The 20,640-nt window shown below is 41.3% G+C and carries 17 protein-coding genes and 1 CRISPR repeat array; of the genes, 1 reads left to right on the plus strand and 16 read right to left on the minus strand.

The features are described 5' to 3' along the window. Window positions 1-5 precede the first annotated feature (5 nt). From ACAX20_RS03615 to napE, 5 genes are read right to left on the minus strand one after another with little or no spacing between them, the layout of a single operon-like run. On the minus strand, window positions 6-485 hold the full coding sequence (locus ACAX20_RS03615) for a nitrate reductase cytochrome c-type subunit (protein ID WP_371188685.1): 480 nt from the start codon (window positions 483-485) through the stop codon (window positions 6-8). 10 nt (window positions 486-495) lie between these two features. Further along, a complete protein-coding gene (napA, locus tag ACAX20_RS03620; RefSeq protein ID WP_371188687.1) occupies window positions 496-2,997 on the minus strand; it encodes a nitrate reductase catalytic subunit NapA in 2,502 nt (833 codons plus the stop codon). Between the two features lie 6 nt (window positions 2,998-3,003). Further along, window positions 3,004-3,255, minus strand: coding sequence for a chaperone NapD (locus ACAX20_RS03625; RefSeq protein ID WP_371188689.1), 252 nt, complete (start codon window positions 3,253-3,255; stop codon window positions 3,004-3,006). Further along, on the minus strand, window positions 3,252-3,767 hold the full coding sequence (gene napF, locus ACAX20_RS03630) for a ferredoxin-type protein NapF (RefSeq protein ID WP_371188691.1): 516 nt from the start codon (window positions 3,765-3,767) through the stop codon (window positions 3,252-3,254). Before napF ends, ACAX20_RS03625 begins: the two co-directional genes overlap by 4 nt. Before the next feature lie 3 nt (window positions 3,768-3,770). Next, window positions 3,771-3,932, minus strand: a complete 162-nt coding sequence (gene napE / locus ACAX20_RS03635; protein WP_371188693.1) for a periplasmic nitrate reductase, NapE protein — start codon at window positions 3,930-3,932, stop codon at window positions 3,771-3,773. Between the two features lie 241 nt (window positions 3,933-4,173). Between napE and ACAX20_RS03640 the strand changes: the two genes are divergently transcribed. Then, the gene (locus ACAX20_RS03640) at window positions 4,174-6,516 is read left to right on the plus strand and encodes a GNAT family N-acetyltransferase (protein ID WP_371188695.1); all 2,343 of its coding nucleotides are present in this window, start codon (window positions 4,174-4,176) and stop codon (window positions 6,514-6,516) included. A 42-nt stretch (window positions 6,517-6,558) separates the two neighbouring features. On the opposite strand, the gene ACAX20_RS03645 is transcribed toward ACAX20_RS03640, so the two are convergent. From ACAX20_RS03645 to ACAX20_RS03695, 11 genes are all read right to left on the minus strand, one after another. Beyond that, complete coding sequence (locus ACAX20_RS03645; protein ID WP_371188697.1) at window positions 6,559-7,638, minus strand: ketoacyl-ACP synthase III; 1,080 nt, start codon at window positions 7,636-7,638, stop codon at window positions 6,559-6,561. A 149-nt stretch (window positions 7,639-7,787) separates the two neighbouring features. Further along, a complete protein-coding gene (gene trhA / locus ACAX20_RS03650) occupies window positions 7,788-8,441 on the minus strand; it encodes a PAQR family membrane homeostasis protein TrhA (RefSeq protein ID WP_371188699.1) in 654 nt (217 codons plus the stop codon). A gap of 353 nt (window positions 8,442-8,794) precedes the next feature. Continuing rightward, window positions 8,795-10,056: direct repeats of the CRISPR family, unit length 37 nt; unit sequence GTTTCAGTAGCAGGTCTTTTGAGATACGATCTGTTTG. 125 nt (window positions 10,057-10,181) lie between these two features. Continuing rightward, a complete protein-coding gene (locus tag ACAX20_RS03655; protein ID WP_371188701.1) occupies window positions 10,182-12,083 on the minus strand; it encodes a GIY-YIG nuclease family protein in 1,902 nt (633 codons plus the stop codon). A gap of 8 nt (window positions 12,084-12,091) precedes the next feature. Beyond that, a complete protein-coding gene (locus ACAX20_RS03660) occupies window positions 12,092-13,459 on the minus strand; it encodes a DUF4041 domain-containing protein (RefSeq protein ID WP_371188703.1) in 1,368 nt (455 codons plus the stop codon). A gap of 1,094 nt (window positions 13,460-14,553) precedes the next feature. Then, window positions 14,554-15,558, minus strand: a complete 1,005-nt coding sequence (locus ACAX20_RS03665) for a hypothetical protein (RefSeq protein ID WP_371188705.1) — start codon at window positions 15,556-15,558, stop codon at window positions 14,554-14,556. A 26-nt stretch (window positions 15,559-15,584) separates the two neighbouring features. After that, window positions 15,585-16,520 (minus strand): hypothetical protein, encoded by a 936-nt coding sequence (locus ACAX20_RS03670; protein ID WP_371188707.1) that lies wholly within the window; start codon window positions 16,518-16,520, stop codon window positions 15,585-15,587. A gap of 57 nt (window positions 16,521-16,577) precedes the next feature. Beyond that, window positions 16,578-17,918 carry a transglycosylase SLT domain-containing protein gene (locus tag ACAX20_RS03675; RefSeq protein ID WP_371188709.1) on the minus strand — a complete coding sequence of 447 codons (1,341 nt, stop codon included), beginning with the start codon at window positions 17,916-17,918 and terminating at the stop codon, window positions 16,578-16,580. 15 nt (window positions 17,919-17,933) lie between these two features. Further along, window positions 17,934-18,635 carry an ETEC_3214 domain-containing protein gene (locus ACAX20_RS03680; protein ID WP_371188711.1) on the minus strand — a complete coding sequence of 234 codons (702 nt, stop codon included), beginning with the start codon at window positions 18,633-18,635 and terminating at the stop codon, window positions 17,934-17,936. Between the two features lie 73 nt (window positions 18,636-18,708). Then, window positions 18,709-19,251 carry a hypothetical protein gene (locus ACAX20_RS03685; protein WP_371188713.1) on the minus strand — a complete coding sequence of 181 codons (543 nt, stop codon included), beginning with the start codon at window positions 19,249-19,251 and terminating at the stop codon, window positions 18,709-18,711. A 386-nt stretch (window positions 19,252-19,637) separates the two neighbouring features. After that, window positions 19,638-20,372 carry a hypothetical protein gene (locus ACAX20_RS03690; protein WP_371188715.1) on the minus strand — a complete coding sequence of 245 codons (735 nt, stop codon included), beginning with the start codon at window positions 20,370-20,372 and terminating at the stop codon, window positions 19,638-19,640. 69 nt (window positions 20,373-20,441) lie between these two features. Further along, window positions 20,442-20,606, minus strand: coding sequence for a DUF3545 family protein (locus ACAX20_RS03695; protein ID WP_371188716.1), 165 nt, complete (start codon window positions 20,604-20,606; stop codon window positions 20,442-20,444). Window positions 20,607-20,640 lie beyond the last annotated feature (34 nt).

Consider the following 20,640-nt stretch of genomic DNA (forward strand, 5'->3'; position numbering starts at 1 on the left):
TCACCTTATGGTTTTTCGGTCTTTTGATTTGCCTGTTTTGCCTTAATTAAGGTGTGCATATCGACAAATTCATTCGACACCAATGGCTTGTTCTCGTATTGAGGAACATGGCATTGATTACAAAAATATCGTCTTGGTGATATTTCTGCTAAAAAGTTGCCGTCGCGGTCCATATAATGGGTAACACTGACCATAGTCGCTTGCGATTCTTCGACTCGATTTCGTGCGTGGCACGACATACATTTGTTGACTTTCAAGTCGACTTGGTAGTTTTCTATTTGATGCGGTATCAACGGTGGTTGCATCGGATAAGCACGTCTTTGCTTGATACTGCTGTTGTTCATCGGCATTATCGCCGATGGCTTTTTCTGGGAATCTATTGGTTCGAAATCCCTTAGCGTTGCGACTTCGTTCGCAATACCTTGCAACGCGAAGAAGCCACCGATAAATCCCAAGGTGAGTAGAATGAGTTTAGGTGATTTCATGATCTTCTCCTTAGGCTTTTTCAAGTCGAACCGCACATTTTTTGAAGTCGGTTTGCTTAGATAATGGATCGGTTGCGTCTAATGTTACTTTGTTAACAAGTCGACTCGCATCGAACCAAGGCATAAAGACAAGACCCTTAGGTGGCTTATTGCGGCCACGTGTTTCTACTCGGGTTTGTACTTCTCCTCTACGTGAAATAACCTTAATGAGATCACCTCGGCGCATGCCGCGTTCCTTAGCATCGTCAGGGTGCATGTACAGAACGGCATCCGGAACTGCCTTGTAAAGCTCAGGGACTCGTTGGGTCATTGAACCTGAATGCCAATGCTCTAGTACACGTCCAGTTGATAGCCACATATCGTATTCATCATCCGGTGCTTCGGCTGGTGGTTCGTAAGGTAGAGCAAAAATAACCGCTTTGCCATCTGGGTGACCGTAAAATTCAAAATCAGAACCAGGTTTTACATAAGGATCCGATCCTTCTTTAAATCGGCGCAAGGTTTCTTTACCGTCGACCACTGGCCAGCGCAAACCGGCTACTTTGTGATATTCATCGTATGGTGCCAAGTCGTGCGCCTTGCCACGACCAAAGCTAGCGTACTCTTCAAATAAGCCTTTTTGTATGTAAAAACCAAAATCACGAGCTTCTTGGTTAAGTCTATCGTCGGGGACTTCATCAAGCGAGTATTTATCGACTTGGCCGTTGGCGAACAATACATCGTATAAAGTCTTATCTTTGTATTTGGGGTTTTTATCTAGTAACTCTTGGGGCCAAACTTCATCGGTTTTAAAGCGTTTTGAAAACTCAACTAATTGCCATAAATCAGATTTTGCCTCGCCAGGAGCAGACACTTGTTGATACCAAGACTGAGTGCGTCGCTCAGCATTGCCATAAACGCCTTCTTTTTCAACCCACATAGCCGCAGGCAAAATGAGATCGGCCGCCTGGGCTGTTACCGTAGGGTATACATCGGTGACAACAATAAAGTTTTTCGGATTACGATAGCCAGGGAAACCTTCTTCATTGATATTGGCGGCACCTTGCATATTGTTATTACATTGCACCCAATAAAAATTGAGTTTGCCGTCTTTTAACATACGGTTTTGTTGTACCGCATGGTAGCCTGGTTTCGCGGGGATGGTACCCGCTGGGAGTTTCCATTTTTTCTCAGAAAATTCACGATGCTTGTCGTTAGTTACCACCATATCGGCCGGTAAACGGTGTGAAAAGGTGCCGACTTCTCGGGCGGTACCACATGCAGATGGCTGACCCGTGAGTGAAAACGGACTGTTACCAGGTGTGGATATTTTACCTGTGAGCAAATGAATATTGTAAACCATGTTGTTGGCCCAAACGCCACGGGTGTGTTGGTTAAAGCCCATGGTCCAAAATGACGTAACTTTGGTATTTGGATCAGCGTACATTTCGGCTAATCGCTCAAGGTTCTCAATAGGAACCCCAGATAGTTTAGAGACATAATCAGCGCTGTAAGCACTGACAAATTCAGCGTATTCGGCAAAAGAAATATCTTGTGCGCCACCAGCTTTGTCAGCGTTTTTAGCTTTTTGTTGCAACGGATGTTCGTCGCGTAAGCCATAACCAATATCTACATTACCGAGTTTGAATTTGGTATGTTTATTAACAAAGTCTTTATTTACTTTGTTATTTTTGATGATGTAATTGGCGATATAATTGAGAATCGCTAAATCGGTTTGTGGTACGAACACCATCGGATTATCGGCGAGTTCAAAACTGCGATGCTTAAAGGTGGATAGTACGGCAACCTTAACGTGTGGTGCACTTAATCTTCTATCAGTGACACGAGTCCATAAAATGGGGTGCATTTCTGCCATATTAGAACCCCATAAAACAAAGGCATCTGCGCTTTCAATGTCATCATAGCAACCCATCGGCTCATCAATACCAAAGGTGCGCATAAAGCCAACCACCGCAGAAGCCATACAATGTCGGGCATTGGGGTCGATATTGTTTGAGCGAAAGCCTGCTTTATATAATTTGGCTGCAGCATATCCTTCAAAAACTGTCCATTGCCCGGAGCCGAACATCCCGACGCCAGAAGGGCCATGTTCTTGAAGTGCAGCTTTCGCTTTTTGCTCCATAATATCGAAAGCTTGTTGCCAAGAGATTGGTGCGAAGTCGCCGTTTTTATCGTACTGGCCGTTTTTCATCCTTAATAACGGTTGTGTTAAACGGTCTTTACCGTACATTATTTTTGATAAAAAATACCCTTTAACGCAGTTTAAGCCTTTGTTTACCGGCGAGTTTATGTCGCCATGGGTGGCGACAACCTTGTTGTCTAATGTGCCGACATTGACGCTACAACCGGTACCACAAAAGCGACACGGTGCTTTCTCCCATTTTAAACGAGTAATGTTGGAGCTAGTAATCAAATTAGACGCACTAGCGGGTACCGCGACACCGGCAGCACCCGCGGCGATTGCTATGGCATTAGCTTTTATAAATTCGCGGCGATTGAGTTTGATAGCCATCGATGCTTACTCCTGTAAATATTGATGATAAACGGGGGCAACGGTTAATATCCCCGGTTGTAATTTAAGTTCGTCGGCAAATTGACCGATAACGCGGTGGTTGTCAGCTTCGATAGTAAATACCACTTTACCGGTTTCACTGGTGATGTGAATTTCAGCGCCAGGAATAGACTCTATGGCCTCGGTTGCCTGTTGCTTCGCACCAGGATCAATTTGACTCACAAAGCTTGCGACATGATATTCTTTGTTTACGTTCATGACGGATTACTCTCTAGTTTGAGCAGTTCAATGGATTGACTTGGGCAGACGCTAATACATGCACCACATGCGTTGCAGTTGTCTTGATTTATTTCGGGGGTTGGAATAGCACTGCGATAAACAAAGCTTATCGCCTGTTGTTCACAGCTATCTTGACAGCTTTGACATAAGATATTGTTGCTGGCTAAGCAATTGTCTTTGATATTGAGGTGCCCTTGCCAGGGAGTGGTTTCACTAGGTGCGGTAAATAATGGTTGTTGGCACACATCAACACAGCGCTGACAAAAGGTGCATTCACCTTGAAAAAAATCGATTTTAGGGAAGCCATCGTCATCTTTGCTAATGATTTTTTCCGGGCAGCTGCTAATGCAATCGCCACATTGAGTACACCCTTGCAAAAATATTGCTTCATTGAGCACCCAAGGTAAGCGAAAGTTAGGTGTCGATAACATCTTTTTACCGCGAAAAAAATTTCGCCGAGAAATGCTGATTGACTCGCGTGCGTCGCTCATTAGCTATACACCAGGTGGTCCAAAAATCATTTGGCTTATCCATATAATAAAGCCATAGCCACCAACGACCATCACGGCAAGGATTGGGGCAAGAAAAACCGCTAAAAAAATAAAACTGTGACGTTCATCCCTTTTGGTCACCTCTGAGTAACTTTCGTTCGTCATAATACACCTAGCAAATTTGCTGTTAACGACGCCGTACAAGTTGGAGATTGTTGCACAGCGACGACGAGCGCTATTCGCGCCACTGCTTTTAAGTGTAGACGTTGGCGGTTATTTAGCCATAAAATGCTATCGTCAATTTAACCATAATCTGATGCTTTTTATCGGTTAATGTTATTTGCTAAAATGCCATCGTTTAATTATCAAAATACAGGTGTAATTTATCGTCTCCGTTAATCATTGTGTGCAAGCGATTGCCCAACAAGTTGCCATAAAAAAACAACGATTGTTGCTATTTGCAATAGGCGATTCAACATGGCACAAGGCTATTTGCGATGACATCCTGAACGCTCAGATGCTTACATCTAAGCCGTTTGAAGTTTGTATTTATGATGAAACATTGCCAGACGCCAAGACAGGATTACACAACGGTTCGACAGTCAATGTATCAGCTAGTGCTCAAAAGTCAGCTCTTACGCGCCATGTTAGCGATAAAACTTATCGACAAAGTTTAGGACGTGAATGTCAGCATTTATTTTTTTATGCAGGGGACGATTTCCATGTCGATGCTTTTGCAGCGTTATCTGGCACGGTAATGCAAGGTGGTTTAGCGATCATCTTGATAAGTCCTAAGGCAATTAACGACAGTTGTTTTTTGCAGTATTTGCTAGAATGTTGCCAACACCATAACGGTGCAGAACTTATTGAACAGCAACCGAAATTCTCAAAAGCAGTATCTCAGTTTAAAGATGATATATCTTTGCCGGTTGCCTCAATCCCGCAAAAAAACTCTCTTCTATTACCTTCATCATCGGCACCAATATCATTGACTGAGCAACAAGAGATTGTTGCCCGTTGGTGTATCAGTGATGAGCAATATTATGCGGTGCAATGCATTGTTAACTGCGTTAATAACAATAACACTGAACATAGACGTTATAGAGAACAACGATATGCGCCCTTGGTTGTTACTGCTGATCGCGGTAGAGGCAAGTCATCAGCATTGGCAATAGCGTGTGCTCAGTTGGCGTTAACCAATATGCACCATGCTCGAGTTGCAAATATCGTTGTCACCGCACCGCACACTGATAACTTGCAGGTGTTTTTTCGCCAACTTAATCTATGCTTTCCTAAACTTACATGGCAAAGTTGGCAACTGGAATATGGACAAACAACGATTCAATTTGTACCCATTGACGTATTGCTCCGCGAGCCGAGAGCCTGTGATTTACTGTTAGTTGACGAAGCTGCAGGCATACCTGTTCCTATGCTAAGTGAACTGGTTGAAGGCTATAAACCAGTGGTGTTTTCCTCGACGATTCATGGTTACGAGGGAGCCGGACGTGGCTTTAGTCAAAAATTTTTAACCTCATTACGCGAGCGTTTTGCTACGCCTCAATTGCTTCACCTTAAACACCCGGTGCGCTGGGCCAGTAATGATTTACTTGAGCAGTTTTGTTTTGATGCCTTATTGCTAAATGCCGATGTTAACGACGACGTTAACAAGCAAATCCCACAGAGCAGAGATATTGTTGAGATGCCTGGTGAGCACTTACTTAATGATGTTGATTTACTGCGCCAAGTGTTTGCCTTGTTGGTTACCGCACACTATCAAACCAAGCCCAGCGACTTAAAAATGTTACTGGATAATCCTGATGTCTATATTCAACTATTGCGTACTGGTAAGCAGGTTGTGGCCGTATCACTGATTTTAGTCGAAGGTGACATAGATAATAACTTGGTTGAGGACATTAAACGGGGAGTCCGGCGTCCAAAAGGGCATTTATTACCGCAGTCACTATTAACTCATTGTGGTTTTCCACAAGCTTTTGAATATCGTTATGCTCGCATTGTTCGTATCGCTGTCCACCCTAGCTTGCAGCGCCAAGGGCTTGGTCATCAGCTATTAAAGGCAAATCAAGAATATGCCAATCGACTGGGAGCCGATGTCCTTGGTTCTAGCTTTGGCATAAACGAAGAGTTGGGGAATTTTTGGTTTGATAACCGCTTTTCTCTAGCTCGCATCGGATTTACCAAAGATAAGGCCAGTGGCGAGCATTCGGCGATGGTCATAAAAGGACTTACTGCAAGAGGTAAACAATTTTGTCAGGCGGTACAACATCAATTTGGCGAGGATTTTGATTTTTATCTCGGTGAAGAGCTAATAGGCTTGCAACCGGAGGTACAACAGTTAATTGCAGATGTGTTGGCACAGCAAGCTAAGCAAACGATGCTATCTATGCGAGCCTGTCAATCAGCTTCATTAAGCGATAACGCTGATGTACAACAAAATGATGAAAACGCGTATCGGCGCGATACCAAAGCGTGTATTGATTTTATTAACGGTGCCCGAGTTTATTCAAGCTGCGCCCCTGCAATGTACCGACTGCTATCAAAAGCCATTAACGAACAGTTGCTAATCAATCTAAACCAAACCGAGCAAGATATTCTCGTTGCCAAGCTTATCGACAGAAAAAGCTGGCCAGAGCTAAGTAAGATGTTTAATTTACCGGGAAGGAAGGCTTGCATAAAGGCGTTGAAATTGGCTTGTCAGTCATTGCTGGCGCAAAATAACAAAGGCATATAAGTTGTTATATGCCTTTGTTTGGAAACACTTAATTGATGCGCTTTATTCTTGATTTTGCAAACAATGCTCACGGGCGATGGCCGTTAATTCTAACGCCGATTTATCACACTGTTGTTCGCTTTGCTCATAGTCATTGATAGGCGTCACTCGCTCACCCCATTTTATGTAGGCAGCAGCCCATGTTAGGCCCGCACCAAAAGCAGCGCTCATAATATTTGCACCTGGGGTAACTAGACCTTGCTCAACAGCTTCGCATAGGGCGATTGGGATGGTCGCGGCAGAGGTGTTACCGTATTTATCGATGTTGACCATGACTTTATCATCGGCCACTTTTAATTGCTTTTGTAGCGTTTCTATAATTCGCGCATTAGCTTGATGTGGCACTAATACATCAACGTCGTCAACGGATAGGTTAGCCGCTTGTAACACGTGCTCTGTTGCTCTGCCCATACCTTTAACGGCACGCTTAAATATCTCCGGACCTTGGAAACTTAGATCAAGAGCACCTGGTGGGTTCACATAGCGATCCATGTCTGTGCCGAAATTATTCACCGCTAAAATATCGCGAGCTGATGAATCACAGCCAATCTTTGACTGTAATAAGCCTACTGGTTTGTCACTTGCTTGCACAACTACCGCACCAGCACCGTCACCAAACAATACCGCCGTATCACGACGAGCCCAGTTAATAAACCAGCTCATGCGCTCTGCACCAATAACCAGAGCGTTCTTCGCCATGCCCATACGCACTTGTGCCGTTGCCGATTGCAAGCCATACAAAAAGCCAGAACATGCTGCGCTGATGTCATAACATGCAGCGTTATTTGAACCGAGTAGCTGTTGTACTTTAGAGGCCGTATTAGGCACTAAAATATCTGGAGTACATGTTGCAACAACGATCATATCAATATCATCAGCACTTAAGCCCGCACGCGCTAGAGCTTGTTTGGCTGCTAATGATGCCATTTCAGCGGTATTAATATGCGAAATACGACGACTCTTTATGCCGGTGCGTGAGGTTATCCACTCGTCACTGGTATCCATAAAGGTGGTTAAATCATGATTGCTTAGTTCGCTTGGTGGCGTATATTTGCCCCAGCCGGTGATTTCTGCAAATTGCATAAAGTATCCTGATTATCGCTCACTCACATCATTGATGTTGAGTGACTGTATTTGATGAAATAAGTATAGAGGCAGTTATTCGGCGATTCTTGCCTGCTAACGTTGCCGTGATGTAATAGCCTTAAGTCACTGTTTTATAATTACAAAGATCAGCCTATTACGTAAAGGTAAATAGCTAAAAAGTGGCATATACTGCCAGCAAGAACAAACACGTGCCAAATGGCATGATTAAATGGTAATCGTTTGAATGCGTAAAAAACGGCACCTAAGGTGTAGGCAGCGCCACCACTGGCCAACAAAATTAGCCCGCCTGTAGCCACATTAGCTAACATTTGTGGCGCGGCAATGATCACCAACCAGCCCATCGCTAAGTAGGTTGTTAGTGATACCTTGGGAAAACGTTGCTTAAAAGTAATCTTAAAACCAATACCGACAACCGCTAAGGTCCAGACAACGGACAATAGCGCATAACCCCAAGCACCTTTAATACTAATTAGCATAAACGGCGTGTAAGTACCGGCGATTAACAAATAAATAGCACAATGATCCACCAACTTGAGTACTTTTTTGGTGGGCTGATGGGTTATGGCGTGATACAAGGTTGATGCTAAAAATAGTAGTACCATAGACGTACCATATACAATGGCACTGGTCATTTCAAAGGCGTCATTGGCAACAATGATCATTAAGGTTAACGCAGCAACGCTCAATAAAGCGCCTACGCCATGGGTGATCGAGTTGACGAGTTCTTCAGCAAAAGAATAGCCTTGAGCCATTCGAGACGAGACATTAGCGACAGTCATATAAAAAACCTAGTAAAACCAAAATTGCCGATAAATTTATAGTGGGTCTATGGATGACAAGTATGACCAGTTGCAAGTTAAACTGCAAATATTTAATCAGTGGGATCCGTCATTCAATATGAGAATCTCAGTCAATAAAAAAGTTAACAGAAATTTTTGAGATACGATCTGTTTTACAAACTTAGCTAGTTGTTTATTCGACCTTAGAGACGGTTTCATTAGCAGGTCTTTTGAGATACGATCTGTTTGGATTATACGGTATTATAAATTAACATTTCGTTAACAGTTTCAGTAGCAGGTCTTTTGGATACGATCTGTTTGCAAACACCCTCGCCCCACGTTGTCGGAAATGTGTTTCAGTAGCAGGTCTTTTGAGATACGATCTGTTTGCGTAAAGAGTACGCCGAGTTTATCATTGAGAAGTAGTTTCAGTAGCAGGTCTTTTGAGATACGATCTGTTTGTTAATGTGTCGCGCCACTTTGGTCGATAAGGATGCGTTTCAGTAGCAGGTCTTTTGAGATACGATCTGTTTGTTAATGTGTCGCGCCACTTTGGTCGATAAGGATGCGTTTCAGTAGCAGGTCTTTTGAGATACGATCTGTTTGTTAGTAGAAATGATAGTTAGTTGTCTGGAACTTTAGTTTCAGTAGCTGGTCTTTTGAGATACGATCTGTTTGTTAATAACCTGGCCCTATATGATGGCCTTATATGGGTTTCAGTAGCAGGTCTTTTGAGATACGATCTGTTTGTTTGAACCACCACCAAACATCAACGCTGTTCCGTAGTTTCAGTAGCAGGTCTTTTGAGATACGATCTGTTTGCATGATGGCACAGGCCGAAAGGTTAACGGAGTTTAGTTTCAGTAGCAGGTCTTTTGAGATACGATCTGTTTGCACATCAGCGTATTCATCGACCAAACGAGTGCCAGTAGTTTCAGTAGCAGGTCTTTTGAGATACGATCTGTTTGTCGAGCAATACTGCAAATAGACCAGTTGGATCTAGGTTTCAGTAGCAGGTCTTTTGAGATACGATCTGTTTGCATAGACGCCGCCTCTATCTAACTCAGCTTGATAGTTTCAGTAGCAGGTCTTTTGAGATACGATCTGTTTGTCTGACGATCAGATTAAAGCGTTGACGTTACACCGTTTCAGTAGCAGGTCTTTTGAGATACGATCTGTTTGTCCGCTGTAGCGGAGGAGCTGGGCATAGATACTTAGTTTCAGTAGCAGGTCTTTTGAGATACGATCTGTTTGTCGCAATAGAGCGCACGGGCAAGCCAGAGCCAAGGTTTCAGTAGCAGGTCTTTTGAGATACGATCTGTTTGCCTTAGATTGATTGCCTAATTCGTCCACAATTGAAGTTTCAGTAGCAGGTCTTTTGAGATACGATCTGTTTGTATTATTATCGCTAATCGTATGTAAACTAATGCCTGTGTTTCAGTAGCAGGTCTTTTGAGATACGATCTGTTTGATTCTAGGCTTTTATTTTGTAACTCAGGTTATCAGGTTTCAGTAGCAGGTCTTTTGAGATACGATCTGTTTGCAGTAAATGTTCGGCTATCAATAGCTCGCAGGCTTGTTTCAGTAGCAGGTCTTTTGAGATACGATCTGTTTGTCAATATGAGAATCTCAGTCAATAGATAAAAGTCTCTTTTGATTAAATCTAGCTACCCAAAACTTGGTATGTAGTGGTCAAGTTAAATTGGCCACTACACTAGTTAAATCCTTCGATTCAGAGTGTTATCTAGCCTCCACCTGGTCTTCATAAACATATTGCTGCATTGAAAAATCATCAGGGTGTTTTTTTACAGCCAAAGCTTTAATTTCTTGCTGAATTGCCTCTTTATCCATAAATTCCTTTGCCTCAACTTGTTCTTCATATACATATTGTTGCATTGAATAATCACTTGGATACTTCTTTACGGCAAAAGCTTTAATTTCTTGCTGAGTTGCTTCGATATCCATGAACTCCTTTGCCTCAACTTGTTCTTCATATACATATTGTTGCATTGAATAATCACTTGGATACTTCTTTACGGCAAAAGCTTTAATTTCTTGCTGAGATGCTTCTCTATCCATGAACTCCTTTGCCTCTACCTGTTCTTCATATTCATATTGCTGCATTTCGACATCGTTGGGATATTTATTGATTGCAAATAGTCTGATCTGATTAGTTTTTTGTGGAGAACCACTCTTAGACTTTGTTTCTTTCTTTTGTTGCTTTTCTTTTACGTTTTCTTGTTCTTTTACAACGTCATTGTGCTCTTTCTTTTTGTTTTTTTGGAAAGTGGCGATAGGTGTATTTACTGGCGTTAGTTCTGCGCATTTTTTATTAGAGCGTAACTCAACTGGTTTAGTTAATGATTCATTGGGCGATTTCATTTCACCTTTACACTTGATAGCTTCAACATTAAATAATTCAATCTCAACAGGCTCATTATACTCTTTCAGTTCCTCTAAAACCTCCGAAGGTGAGACTGTAAAAAACTCTTTTCGATTATTCACTAGGTTGACTCTTTGTTCTGAAAACGTGTTGTGAAGATGCTTCTCTAACGACGGTGCATCATCGCTAAAAGCGAAAGCGTGTACCTCAAAGAGTTCAGGTACAGATGCGTCTCCTAACTCCTTGACGCGATCATTTGGATCTGCACGGCGTGTCATGCCAATTTTTACAACACCTTCGCCAAATGAAGTCGTATTTGAAATAATGTACACATAACCAGCACGAGTTGTTTGGGCTAAGGAGATAGCTCTTTTCTCTTTTTCTTTTAACTCTTCTAGCTGTTGCTTATGAAGTTCGTATAAGGCTTTTTGCTCTGCAGAACTCGACTCCAGTTTGGCCAACTCTTTTGCAACGAGCTTTTCCATTAATTTGCGATCTTTCTCAGCTTTTTCAGCAGCAGCCTTTATTCGTTTTTCTTCCCGTTCCGCCTCCCGTATTAAACTAGCTTCTTCTCGCTCAGCTTCTTTAAGGTCCTGTTTAGCTTCATTTAGTTCGTAGGTTAACCTTAACTCTTCAATTTTCAGTTTCAAATACTGATCTTTAAGGTAGGTTTGTACTATCGCACCCGATGCATTGATTTCATTGAACGTTTCTTGGGTTCTCTGAATGAGTCTATTAACATTATTCCAGTCAACCAGAGCTTTTGCTGCTTTAAACTCATTATCCAAGCAACGAAGACGTAGTTTAATTTCTCGATTAAATAACTTTTTTGCTTCAGATTTTTTGCCATTTACAACAACATCTTTACCCATACTACAGACACAGGCTTTCTTTTCGCTAATTAGACGTTTTAGCGAAGCTTTGACGTCTTGAAGTCGGCCTTCTATGTCACCAATATCATGGTCCTTAGCTAGCTTTCTATATGAAACAGAGTCAGTGGTTCCTACGCCTAAATAGTAATGGGATAAACGCTTTTCGCTTGTTCTCAAGTTAGCTAATTTTTCCTGATAATCAGACTGTAACTTCTGATACTCACTTGTTAATTCAGCCAGTTTTTTCTCTTCACGAGATGCAGGTTCGTATGTTTCTTCAACCCTAGCATATTGTATTTTAAGCTCATTTAATTTTGACCGTGAAGTCAATAAAAAGTATATCGAAATTGAAATTAGTATCGATAAACCAATAGTAATATACATCATAGACTCCTTTAGATTGACTCTGGCAGTTTGTTAGAAACAGTTTTGGCTTGAGATGATTCTTGTTTTAGCGCCTCTCTTATTAGCAGGCTTTCTCTATATTCCTTAGCCTCAACATCAAAATACCAATCGCATTCAATACCGAGCTCTTCCATTGCGTCAGATACCTCTTGTGGAGTCACTTTAAAGAATTCTTTTCGGTGGTTTTCAACATTTACGCGTCTATCATTGAATTTACGATGAAGTGTTTTTTCTATTCGAGGGGCATTATCAACAAACGTTAATGTATGAACGTCAAACTTAAAGGGGACACTGGCGTCACCAAGCTCGTTTACTCTGTCCATTGGCTCTAATCGACGTGTCATGCCAATTTTTACTACGCCTTCACCAAAACTACCAATATTAGATATGACATAGATGTAACCGGCTTTTGTGAGCTGAGCTTGTGAAGTTGCTCTTTCAAATTGAGTCTCTAGCTTTTCTATTTCTTTTTGCATACGACTAATCTCATGTTCCATGGCTGTAGCGCTAGCACCGTGCATTTGCTGAGCAAGTTTTTGAGCCTTTCTCAAATCAGATTTACGGTAATAAATATCATCTTCAAGTTCTTCAGTATCACCGCCTGCCTGTTTAGCTTGTTGACGCAAGATAGCTTGTTGTTTCTTCTTTTCTTGCGTTAAGTCTTCTTTATGTTTTAGTTCATTATGCCAAATGCGGAGCTCTTCTATTTTCAGGTTAAAGTACTCATGTGATATAGCTACATTCGCTGTCTCACCGAGTTTTTCTAGTTGCTCGTCAAGTCGATATAATTTCTTGATTGCGGTGTCGTAACTTGAATGTCGCATCTGCTTTCTAATAACGTCAAACTCTGCATTAAACGCTTTAAGTAGCAGGCTCTGGTACGCATTAACCATTTGGGTACCTTTGCTTTTGCTGCCAAACCATTCCCAATCAGAATACGCAGTAGTGGCGCCGCCGCGTTTTATTACATTAAACTGATTATCAAGACATTCGCCAATTTTTTCTTTTAGCGACTCGCGGTCATCAAATTTATAGGTAGGAGGTAACAATCCAACATCAATATAGTTGAGTTGTTCTTTTTTTTGCTTCAATGATTCAGTCAACTGCCTAAATATAGGTTTTCCCGCAACAATTTTCTGTTCAATCTCTTTATACGATTGTTGCAACTCACTGACAATGTCATCTACAGACTTGTTTTCAAGCGCTTTTTCTTTGCGCTCAATTTCACTTATAAGCTCATTTCGTTTCCGTGACGTTGAATACACTATAAAAAGCGTTACAGCAGTTAAAACAGCTAAAATTAGAGAGGTTAATTGGTATAGTTCAAGTTCCTTAAACATCATTTGCTCCATGGTCATAAAACATTGCTAATGTGAACCTTCAGTTCAATAAGAACAGGCACACTTAAACATTGTTTTCTAATATCGCAAATATCAAATACAGTTGAAAGCTTATTTATGATTGGTAGTCAGTTGTAGCAAATAAAATAGCTATTTTATTTGGCAAAACATTAGGTTTCTTCATAGAAATCACGCTATCTTGCCAGAATAGACTCTAATTAGTATCTTCCTAAAGCTAATTTCTCCTCCATCAAACATAGGTAGTTCTGTGATGATTAATCTCGGAGGAAATATGAAAAAATCACAGAAATGTCATATGGGATCCGTCATTCAATATGAGAATCTCAGTCAATAAATAAATTTACAAAAATCTGGCAGAAGTGCATAAAAATAGGATACTGATTTGTTAAGGGCGCGAGCAATAACAGAATAAGACGTTATAAAGCTATTCAATATATTTAGTAGCAGGTTCTTTGAGATACGATCTGTTTGTTTTACAGTGCATCAGCACTAGCGAGGGCAAAACGTTTCAGTAGCCGGTCTTTTTAGATACGATCTGTTTGTCATTTATTCAACAAATTAAACCAACTTAACTTCGCAATGCCTTCCCAAGAAATTTGCTCACCACATATAATTTGTTATTTATAAGGATTGGTGTGCTGATTATTCATCACTCGTCGTCTTTTTGAATTAGCGCATTAGTTTCATTAGCAAAAAGACATCAATCAAGAGCTGTCGTAAATAATGAGATTATTGACAATAATTCTCACTAGGAAGGAAATATTTTTTCAGAGTACTTCTCTGCAGCGCATACTATACAAGAACTCTATTGACCGAGATTCTCATATTGAATGACGGATCCCAATTGGATGGTGACGAGCTCTTTCTTCTAAAGTCGCCGGTAATGGGGGGCTATATTCAAAGAAATCCGTAATCAGTTCTCTGATTACGGATTGTGCATGATGATTTGGAGCGATTAACCTATTATCAAAGTTGATCGCAATACAATGAAAAAGAGCCCAAACAGTTTCTGGAAATCAAAAAGACACCATTAACTTTAATTACGCCATAATATGGTCATAGGCTCTTTATTATTTTAGTGCAACAATAAATTATAAGTTGCCCAAGCCTGTTTTGGCGTCTTTAACGATGGTGTCTAAGCAACCGAACATGCCTTCACAGCCTCCGGAAGCTTTTACGATCATACCTTTTTTGATGGCAGGAACGACATCTTCATCCACATAAACAAACGAGCGTTTTTGCAGAACATTTTTGTCGTCCAAAAGCTCACCCTCAGCAATCTCAATCAAATCGCCGTCAATTAATTGGTAGATTTTCACATCCAACTTCGCTTTAGCACCTTTGGTACGACCTAAAGTGGTTTCAAAGTAGGTACGACCTTCCGCGGTACGTGCACCAACGATATTGCCTTGTGCACCGACGAATTTAACCAAGTTTTGGTATTCGTCTGTCCCTTGCACCATTAAGTCATTAACCGCTGAATTCATCGCACCTAAGGCATAGCTTTTCACATCACAAGAACGACTTGCTGGGTTGTCTTGGGTGCTTATATCGCTACCTTCTAGCTGCTGGTAAGAAACACGTTCCATGGAAGGTAGAGAGCGAATGGTTAGTGTACCTTTGGCACTGGCTTTGTAACTACAGTAAGGAGCACTGGTATGTGATTTACCGTCTTTGTCGGTCCAGCTTCTGGCTGGTTCATATTCGCTAGACCAACCTACTGAAGTGACATCGGCAATAATCACGAAATCTGCAACTTGCTCACCAGTGTAAGGCTTGGCTTTGGCACCAGCATTTTGCTGGGCAAATTCAATTTCTTTTTGCAAACCTTTAGCTAGGTTACGGTCAACGGTTTCAGAACCAGATGTGTTGATGATGTTTTCAACATTAGATACAAACAAGTCCGATTTATGTTTGGTGCTGGTTACCAATATTTGCAGGTTTTCTGAATTAGCCTTATCGTCGCTCCAAGTCGATAAAGCTGGAATGTTGGTAATTGGCGCTGTTGGCAGGGCGATTTTAGGTGTCGTTCCACACGCAGTAATTAAGGTCGCTAATGCGGTGAGTGATGCTATTTTTATTATTTGTTTTTTCATTTTTTTTCTCCATGAAATGAATATTATTATGTTCCCAATAATTGAGTTTTCACATTTTCTAATAGTTGCTTTTGGGCCATGGCTTGGGCGCCAGCTGTATTAGAAAATGATACCCCACGCGATGTAATGGTTTGCTGTTGCAATACGCTGCCATGCTCATCAAGTAATGATATATTAGCTTCGTAATTCGCGTAGTATTGACTAAAGGCAACGTCGGTTGACATCGTTAGTACAATTCTGACCTCTCCAGTGCGGCTTTTGCGGTTGGTGAGCTGTATTTTTGAGCCTTGCAATTGTTCCCTGAGGCTGGCAGTTAATTTGGCGTTACTGTCGCCAACTATGTTTAGGCGATAAAGGTTGCGCTTTTGGCATTTTTTAAATAATTTGGCAAAGCTTGCGACAGTCGACTTGGCTTCTTGTACTTGGTCTTCAGAGCCACCGTTGCCCAGATAGGCACCAATAAGCCCGGAAAGATTGGATTGATCGGTAGAGGTATTAGACAGTTCAAACCAACAGGCAGGGCCAGGCGCATCAATGAACTCTTCCATCATCCAGCTCAGTTCTTCGGCACTCTCATGTACTTGATTTAGTAGTGATTGAGACAGTTGGGTACGGTCAATTTTGATTACCACCCACCAACGATTATCCACCTGTTCTGATTGGATAATGTCGACCCGTGGAAATTGAATAGGAATGGTTTTTGATCGGGTTCTAAACACGGTTTTGTCAGAAACATGGTGATTTTCCTTGACGATATGCAGCTCAGTGTCGACCTGGTTTTTGGAATACAGCTTTTGCGATACGTCGGCAAAGGCCGCTTGTTTGGCCTGTTCATAGACACTGTCCGAACCAACACCATAGATAAATACGTCGGTATCTAAAGGTGGTTGGATGTCTTTGACATAGGCGTTCGTGACGAATGACACCGTTACAATGATGGTCGAAAATAATGTTTTCATCATGGCTTTTGTGATCCCTAAATAAAAGTTTATAGAGTTTGAGTACTGATCGAATCCTAGCTACAAACTCTGAACTTTCTCGGCAAAATATTGCTTACTGTTTAGCACTTTCACCAGGTAACGCTGGGTTTCTGTGTGAGTACGTTTTTGAATGACCTGATACACTTCATCGGGCGTTAGAGTATTGATCACGGCAATGGCTTTTTTACGGTTTTTATCGCCTTTGTTAAAGGCACGAGCTAGGTTGCCTATGCCAGTGTTGTAGGCTGCTATGGCGCAATAAAGACGACTTACGGGATTTTTTACTTCGTTTAAATAACTGGTCAATAAGATGTTGAGATAAGCGCTACCAAACTTAATGTTCTCGGTGCTGTTAAACAAGGTGGCTTGCGAGGGCTTATTATTGTCTTGGAACTTACGGCGATTCACATCTAGGCCAGCAGTTGAGGGCACTACTTGCATTAAACCAAAAGCTGGAATAGGCGATTGTGCCACCGGGTTAAAGCTACTCTCAGTTTCCATGATCGCCAAAATTAATTCTGGATCCAGTTGCCATTTGTTCGCGTTGTTTTTTACCGATGCCAGAAAATGCTCCGCCCGCTTCACACGAGCCCCGTCCAACGAAATGCGATAGGTTTTCATGTTTTTGCCTAATAAGGCATTCACTTTATCGGCATCGGCGGTGGTCAATGTTTCTTTTTCTTTTTCCAGCTCGGTGATCAAGTTTTTGGCATCGGCCATTTCGTCTTTTTGTCGCATGCGCTCTTTAAGATTTGCATGGCTGACTTGCTCAGTGTAATGCTCAAGCTGTTGAATTTGTTGTTCAAGTTTTCCAACATTTTTGTCAATAAGTGCCTGGCCCGGATTAGGAGGTGTGACTAATATCGCCTTTTGTGACAAGATTTGTGGACTGGTGCTGATATCCGACGATAAGTAATCTAGCAATGTGTTGTTTGCTGCTGCCAGTGGACTGCTTGGTGCTTTGGGGAGAGCAGAGAGCACCGGATCGGCTTTTACCACCTCATCAATAGGCTTATCCAAACTGAGTGCTAATGTCTGTTCTATTTTTTGACTGATCTGCTGTTCGGATAAGCCCTCTGTATCTAATATACTTACTTCGACAAAATCATTTTGAAAATCGCCAATGAGTTTCACGTTCATATCGTCTGAGTAATGAATAAATTCAGATGAGGAACTAACATCGGCGACCCCCCATTTTGCTCTGACTTCGGCCTTAAATTGCTGATATCGACTTAAGTATTCATTTTTAAAAGTATGATATTCTTTCAGTCGCTTTTTTGAAAACTCAGCGAATGTCGGCTTTCCATTGGACGACGCTTCGGCGGCAATCGGGTGTACTGTCAACAATCCTAGGGCTACGGACAGAGCAATGGTTTTCATAAATTAATCCTTTAATTAGTGACTTTTAGTGTAAAGAAGAAATTCAAATTCGGTTAATACAGAATCGGCGATGACAGACAGTTCCAATTCCCCCACGCCATATAAATTAGTTTGGGTTTTGGCCATAAGCTTAGCTAAGCGGTCATTGATTTGGGCCGGATCTTCCACGTCCATTTCCAATGCATCGTATATCGACTTGACTTCAGTTTTATTCAATGCTGATATGCCATCGTAGCCAATCGAACCGAAATACTTGTTGATGTATAGGTTTTCTCGCCCTTGCTGCTCTCTGATCAAGAGGTAATCAACGTTATTGTAATCTAGGGTGTAATCGTCAATTTTTGCAGTTTTACCATTTAAGGCTTGGCCTGCGATCGAGGTTTCTTTATTGAGCAGATCTAATGGCACAAAATCGTCTTCTAGTGACGTAATGGTGTAACCCATAACTCGATTTTCTTTACCCACTAAAGTCAGTAAGAATTTGTCGTTAAAATAATAATAAAACTTTAACGTATCCTCATACTTCGAGGCTTTTACAAACTGTGGGGCACCAAAAAACTGCTCAACGTAATTAATATTGTTGCCAACATTTACCTTGGCCAATTGTTGATATTCGTATTCGTGGGTGAATTCAGATTTCACCGTAACATACACATCGGCTAACACTTCTTTGGTGTCACCCCATTGCCCAAGCGCAATAAGGCTACCTAGGATCACTAAAGAGCCACTTTTCAGCCTAGCTGGTAGATCCTTAAAGGGAAATAAGGAGATCATTTCGAACCTATTTGTATTAGTTATTTAATGTTTCGCGAGTGAATTCCAGCAATAAGTTGGATTCATCTTCTGGGCTTAAGGTTAATGGCGCTTTGGCGATAACTTGCTTTTTCATGCGCTCGAAATCCGCTGGTGCCATGCCTACTTGGACACAGAAGTTACGCACACCGTTAATGTCAGCATAATCACGCTGGATGATGCGGGTACCACGCAGTGATGAGCTGGTGATGCTTTTGGTGTCGGATTGGAACTTTTCGGTGGAAAAGGTTACGCCAGCTTCAGTAGCTTTATCAGCGATGTTTTTCTGTAAGTTGCTTATCATCATGTCCAGCTCGGTAGATAATTCAGCCCGCGCCATGGTGGCGGCTTGTTGCGAGTCAATGTTGAAACTGCTTGATGCTGGTACACACGAGGAAACACTGCCTTCTGGCGGGGTTAATACCCACTTAGGCATGGACATCCCCATGTTTTGTGCTTGCGTATCTGGGGTGGTGCTACAGCCGGTCAATAATACGGCAGAAGTAATGGCAGAAAGTGCCAATAGATTAAACTTGCGCATGTAAATACCTTTATTATTTTTGACAGCGGGAAACGCGCTGTTTAGTGAAATGCTACTTCGTTTTGTGGTAGAGCAACTTACCGATTTCTTAAGTCGGATAAAGCTCGTTAGCAATGTTTTTTCATATTAATAACATTTTTAATAATTAAATGAAATATTTTTTTACAAAGTGTTGTTGGTGTTTACATTTTTTTAAGGCTGGATTCGTGCTTGTTTGAAAAGAAGTCTGTCACATTTGTTTAATTGTTAGGCGTTGTGTTACGGCGTATTTGCAATCAGTCGATGTTATAAGTTTTACAGCTATTTTGATGAGCATGGTGGGATAGTAGATATTTTGCATCGTGTTCAGGTTGTAACGGTCATGTAACGGTCAGATCTAGTACACTTTATGCTCGAACACCATAATTCACCTTACATTTTTTAATTGAAGGATTATTACTAAGAGGCTTTAGTGAAGTGATGTGAACTTTACCTATTCTATCGGTAGCTTCAGTCACTTCAACTTCAAAATAGTAATTAAAATAGGTCGGCTTGTTTTCCAAAAGGATATAGGGGTAACTTGTAATTGACCATGCACCTTTTAGCTTCTGGTTGCCTTTTTCGAAGGATTTGAACGTACCATTAGGCATTAAATCTATGGCAATATCCGTTTCGCATAGTGACGATTCATAACGTTTTGCTAAATCCGCTACATTCTTTCCACTGTTGACGGTAACACCCTGAGGAACAATAAATAAGCCCAGTGTATTTTGCGTGTACCAATGATTAGACGAAAACAATGAATTGACGTTATCTACGTTAATATTGAGCTCACGTAAGGCTTCTTTAACAGTATCTACAATTTGCTCATCACGTACGAATGGTGAATAAACGATACTTGTCGAGGTTATATCTGCAGGATACTCGTGTTGATTTATTTCAACATTAAAACCTTGTTTCTCTAGCTTAGCTTGAATAGAAAGAGCCAAATTTTCATTTAAATATAGTCGATTTAAATGGACCGTTGGTGCAGAAGAGCAGCCGACGATTATCACGCAAAGTATCGCGGCTGTTAGCTGATAGAGTTTCATCATATTTGTTGTTGTTAATCGACGCGGTACCGCTTTGGTTAAGTTTCTCATTCATTGTGCAATGCCACTAAAATAAAAAACCTGCTTATTGCAGGCTTTTATCTATGTAGCACAACGTGATTAGTCTTCTAGTAGCGCTTCGAGTTCACCTTCATAAAAGGCTAACTCTTTTTCCAATTCCATTTGCTCTTTTAGTTGCTCAATCTCTCGCCATTTACGTTTTGGTTTTCCCTTTGACTTGGGTTTGCCTTCAATGATTTCCATAATGCTTTCAATTGTATCCATGATAAAGCTCCCTAGTTGTTCTTCTACGTCAATA

This window comes from Thalassotalea sp. Sam97 (assembly GCF_041379765.1).
Classification (GTDB): domain Bacteria; phylum Pseudomonadota; class Gammaproteobacteria; order Enterobacterales; family Alteromonadaceae; genus Thalassotalea_A; species Thalassotalea_A maritima.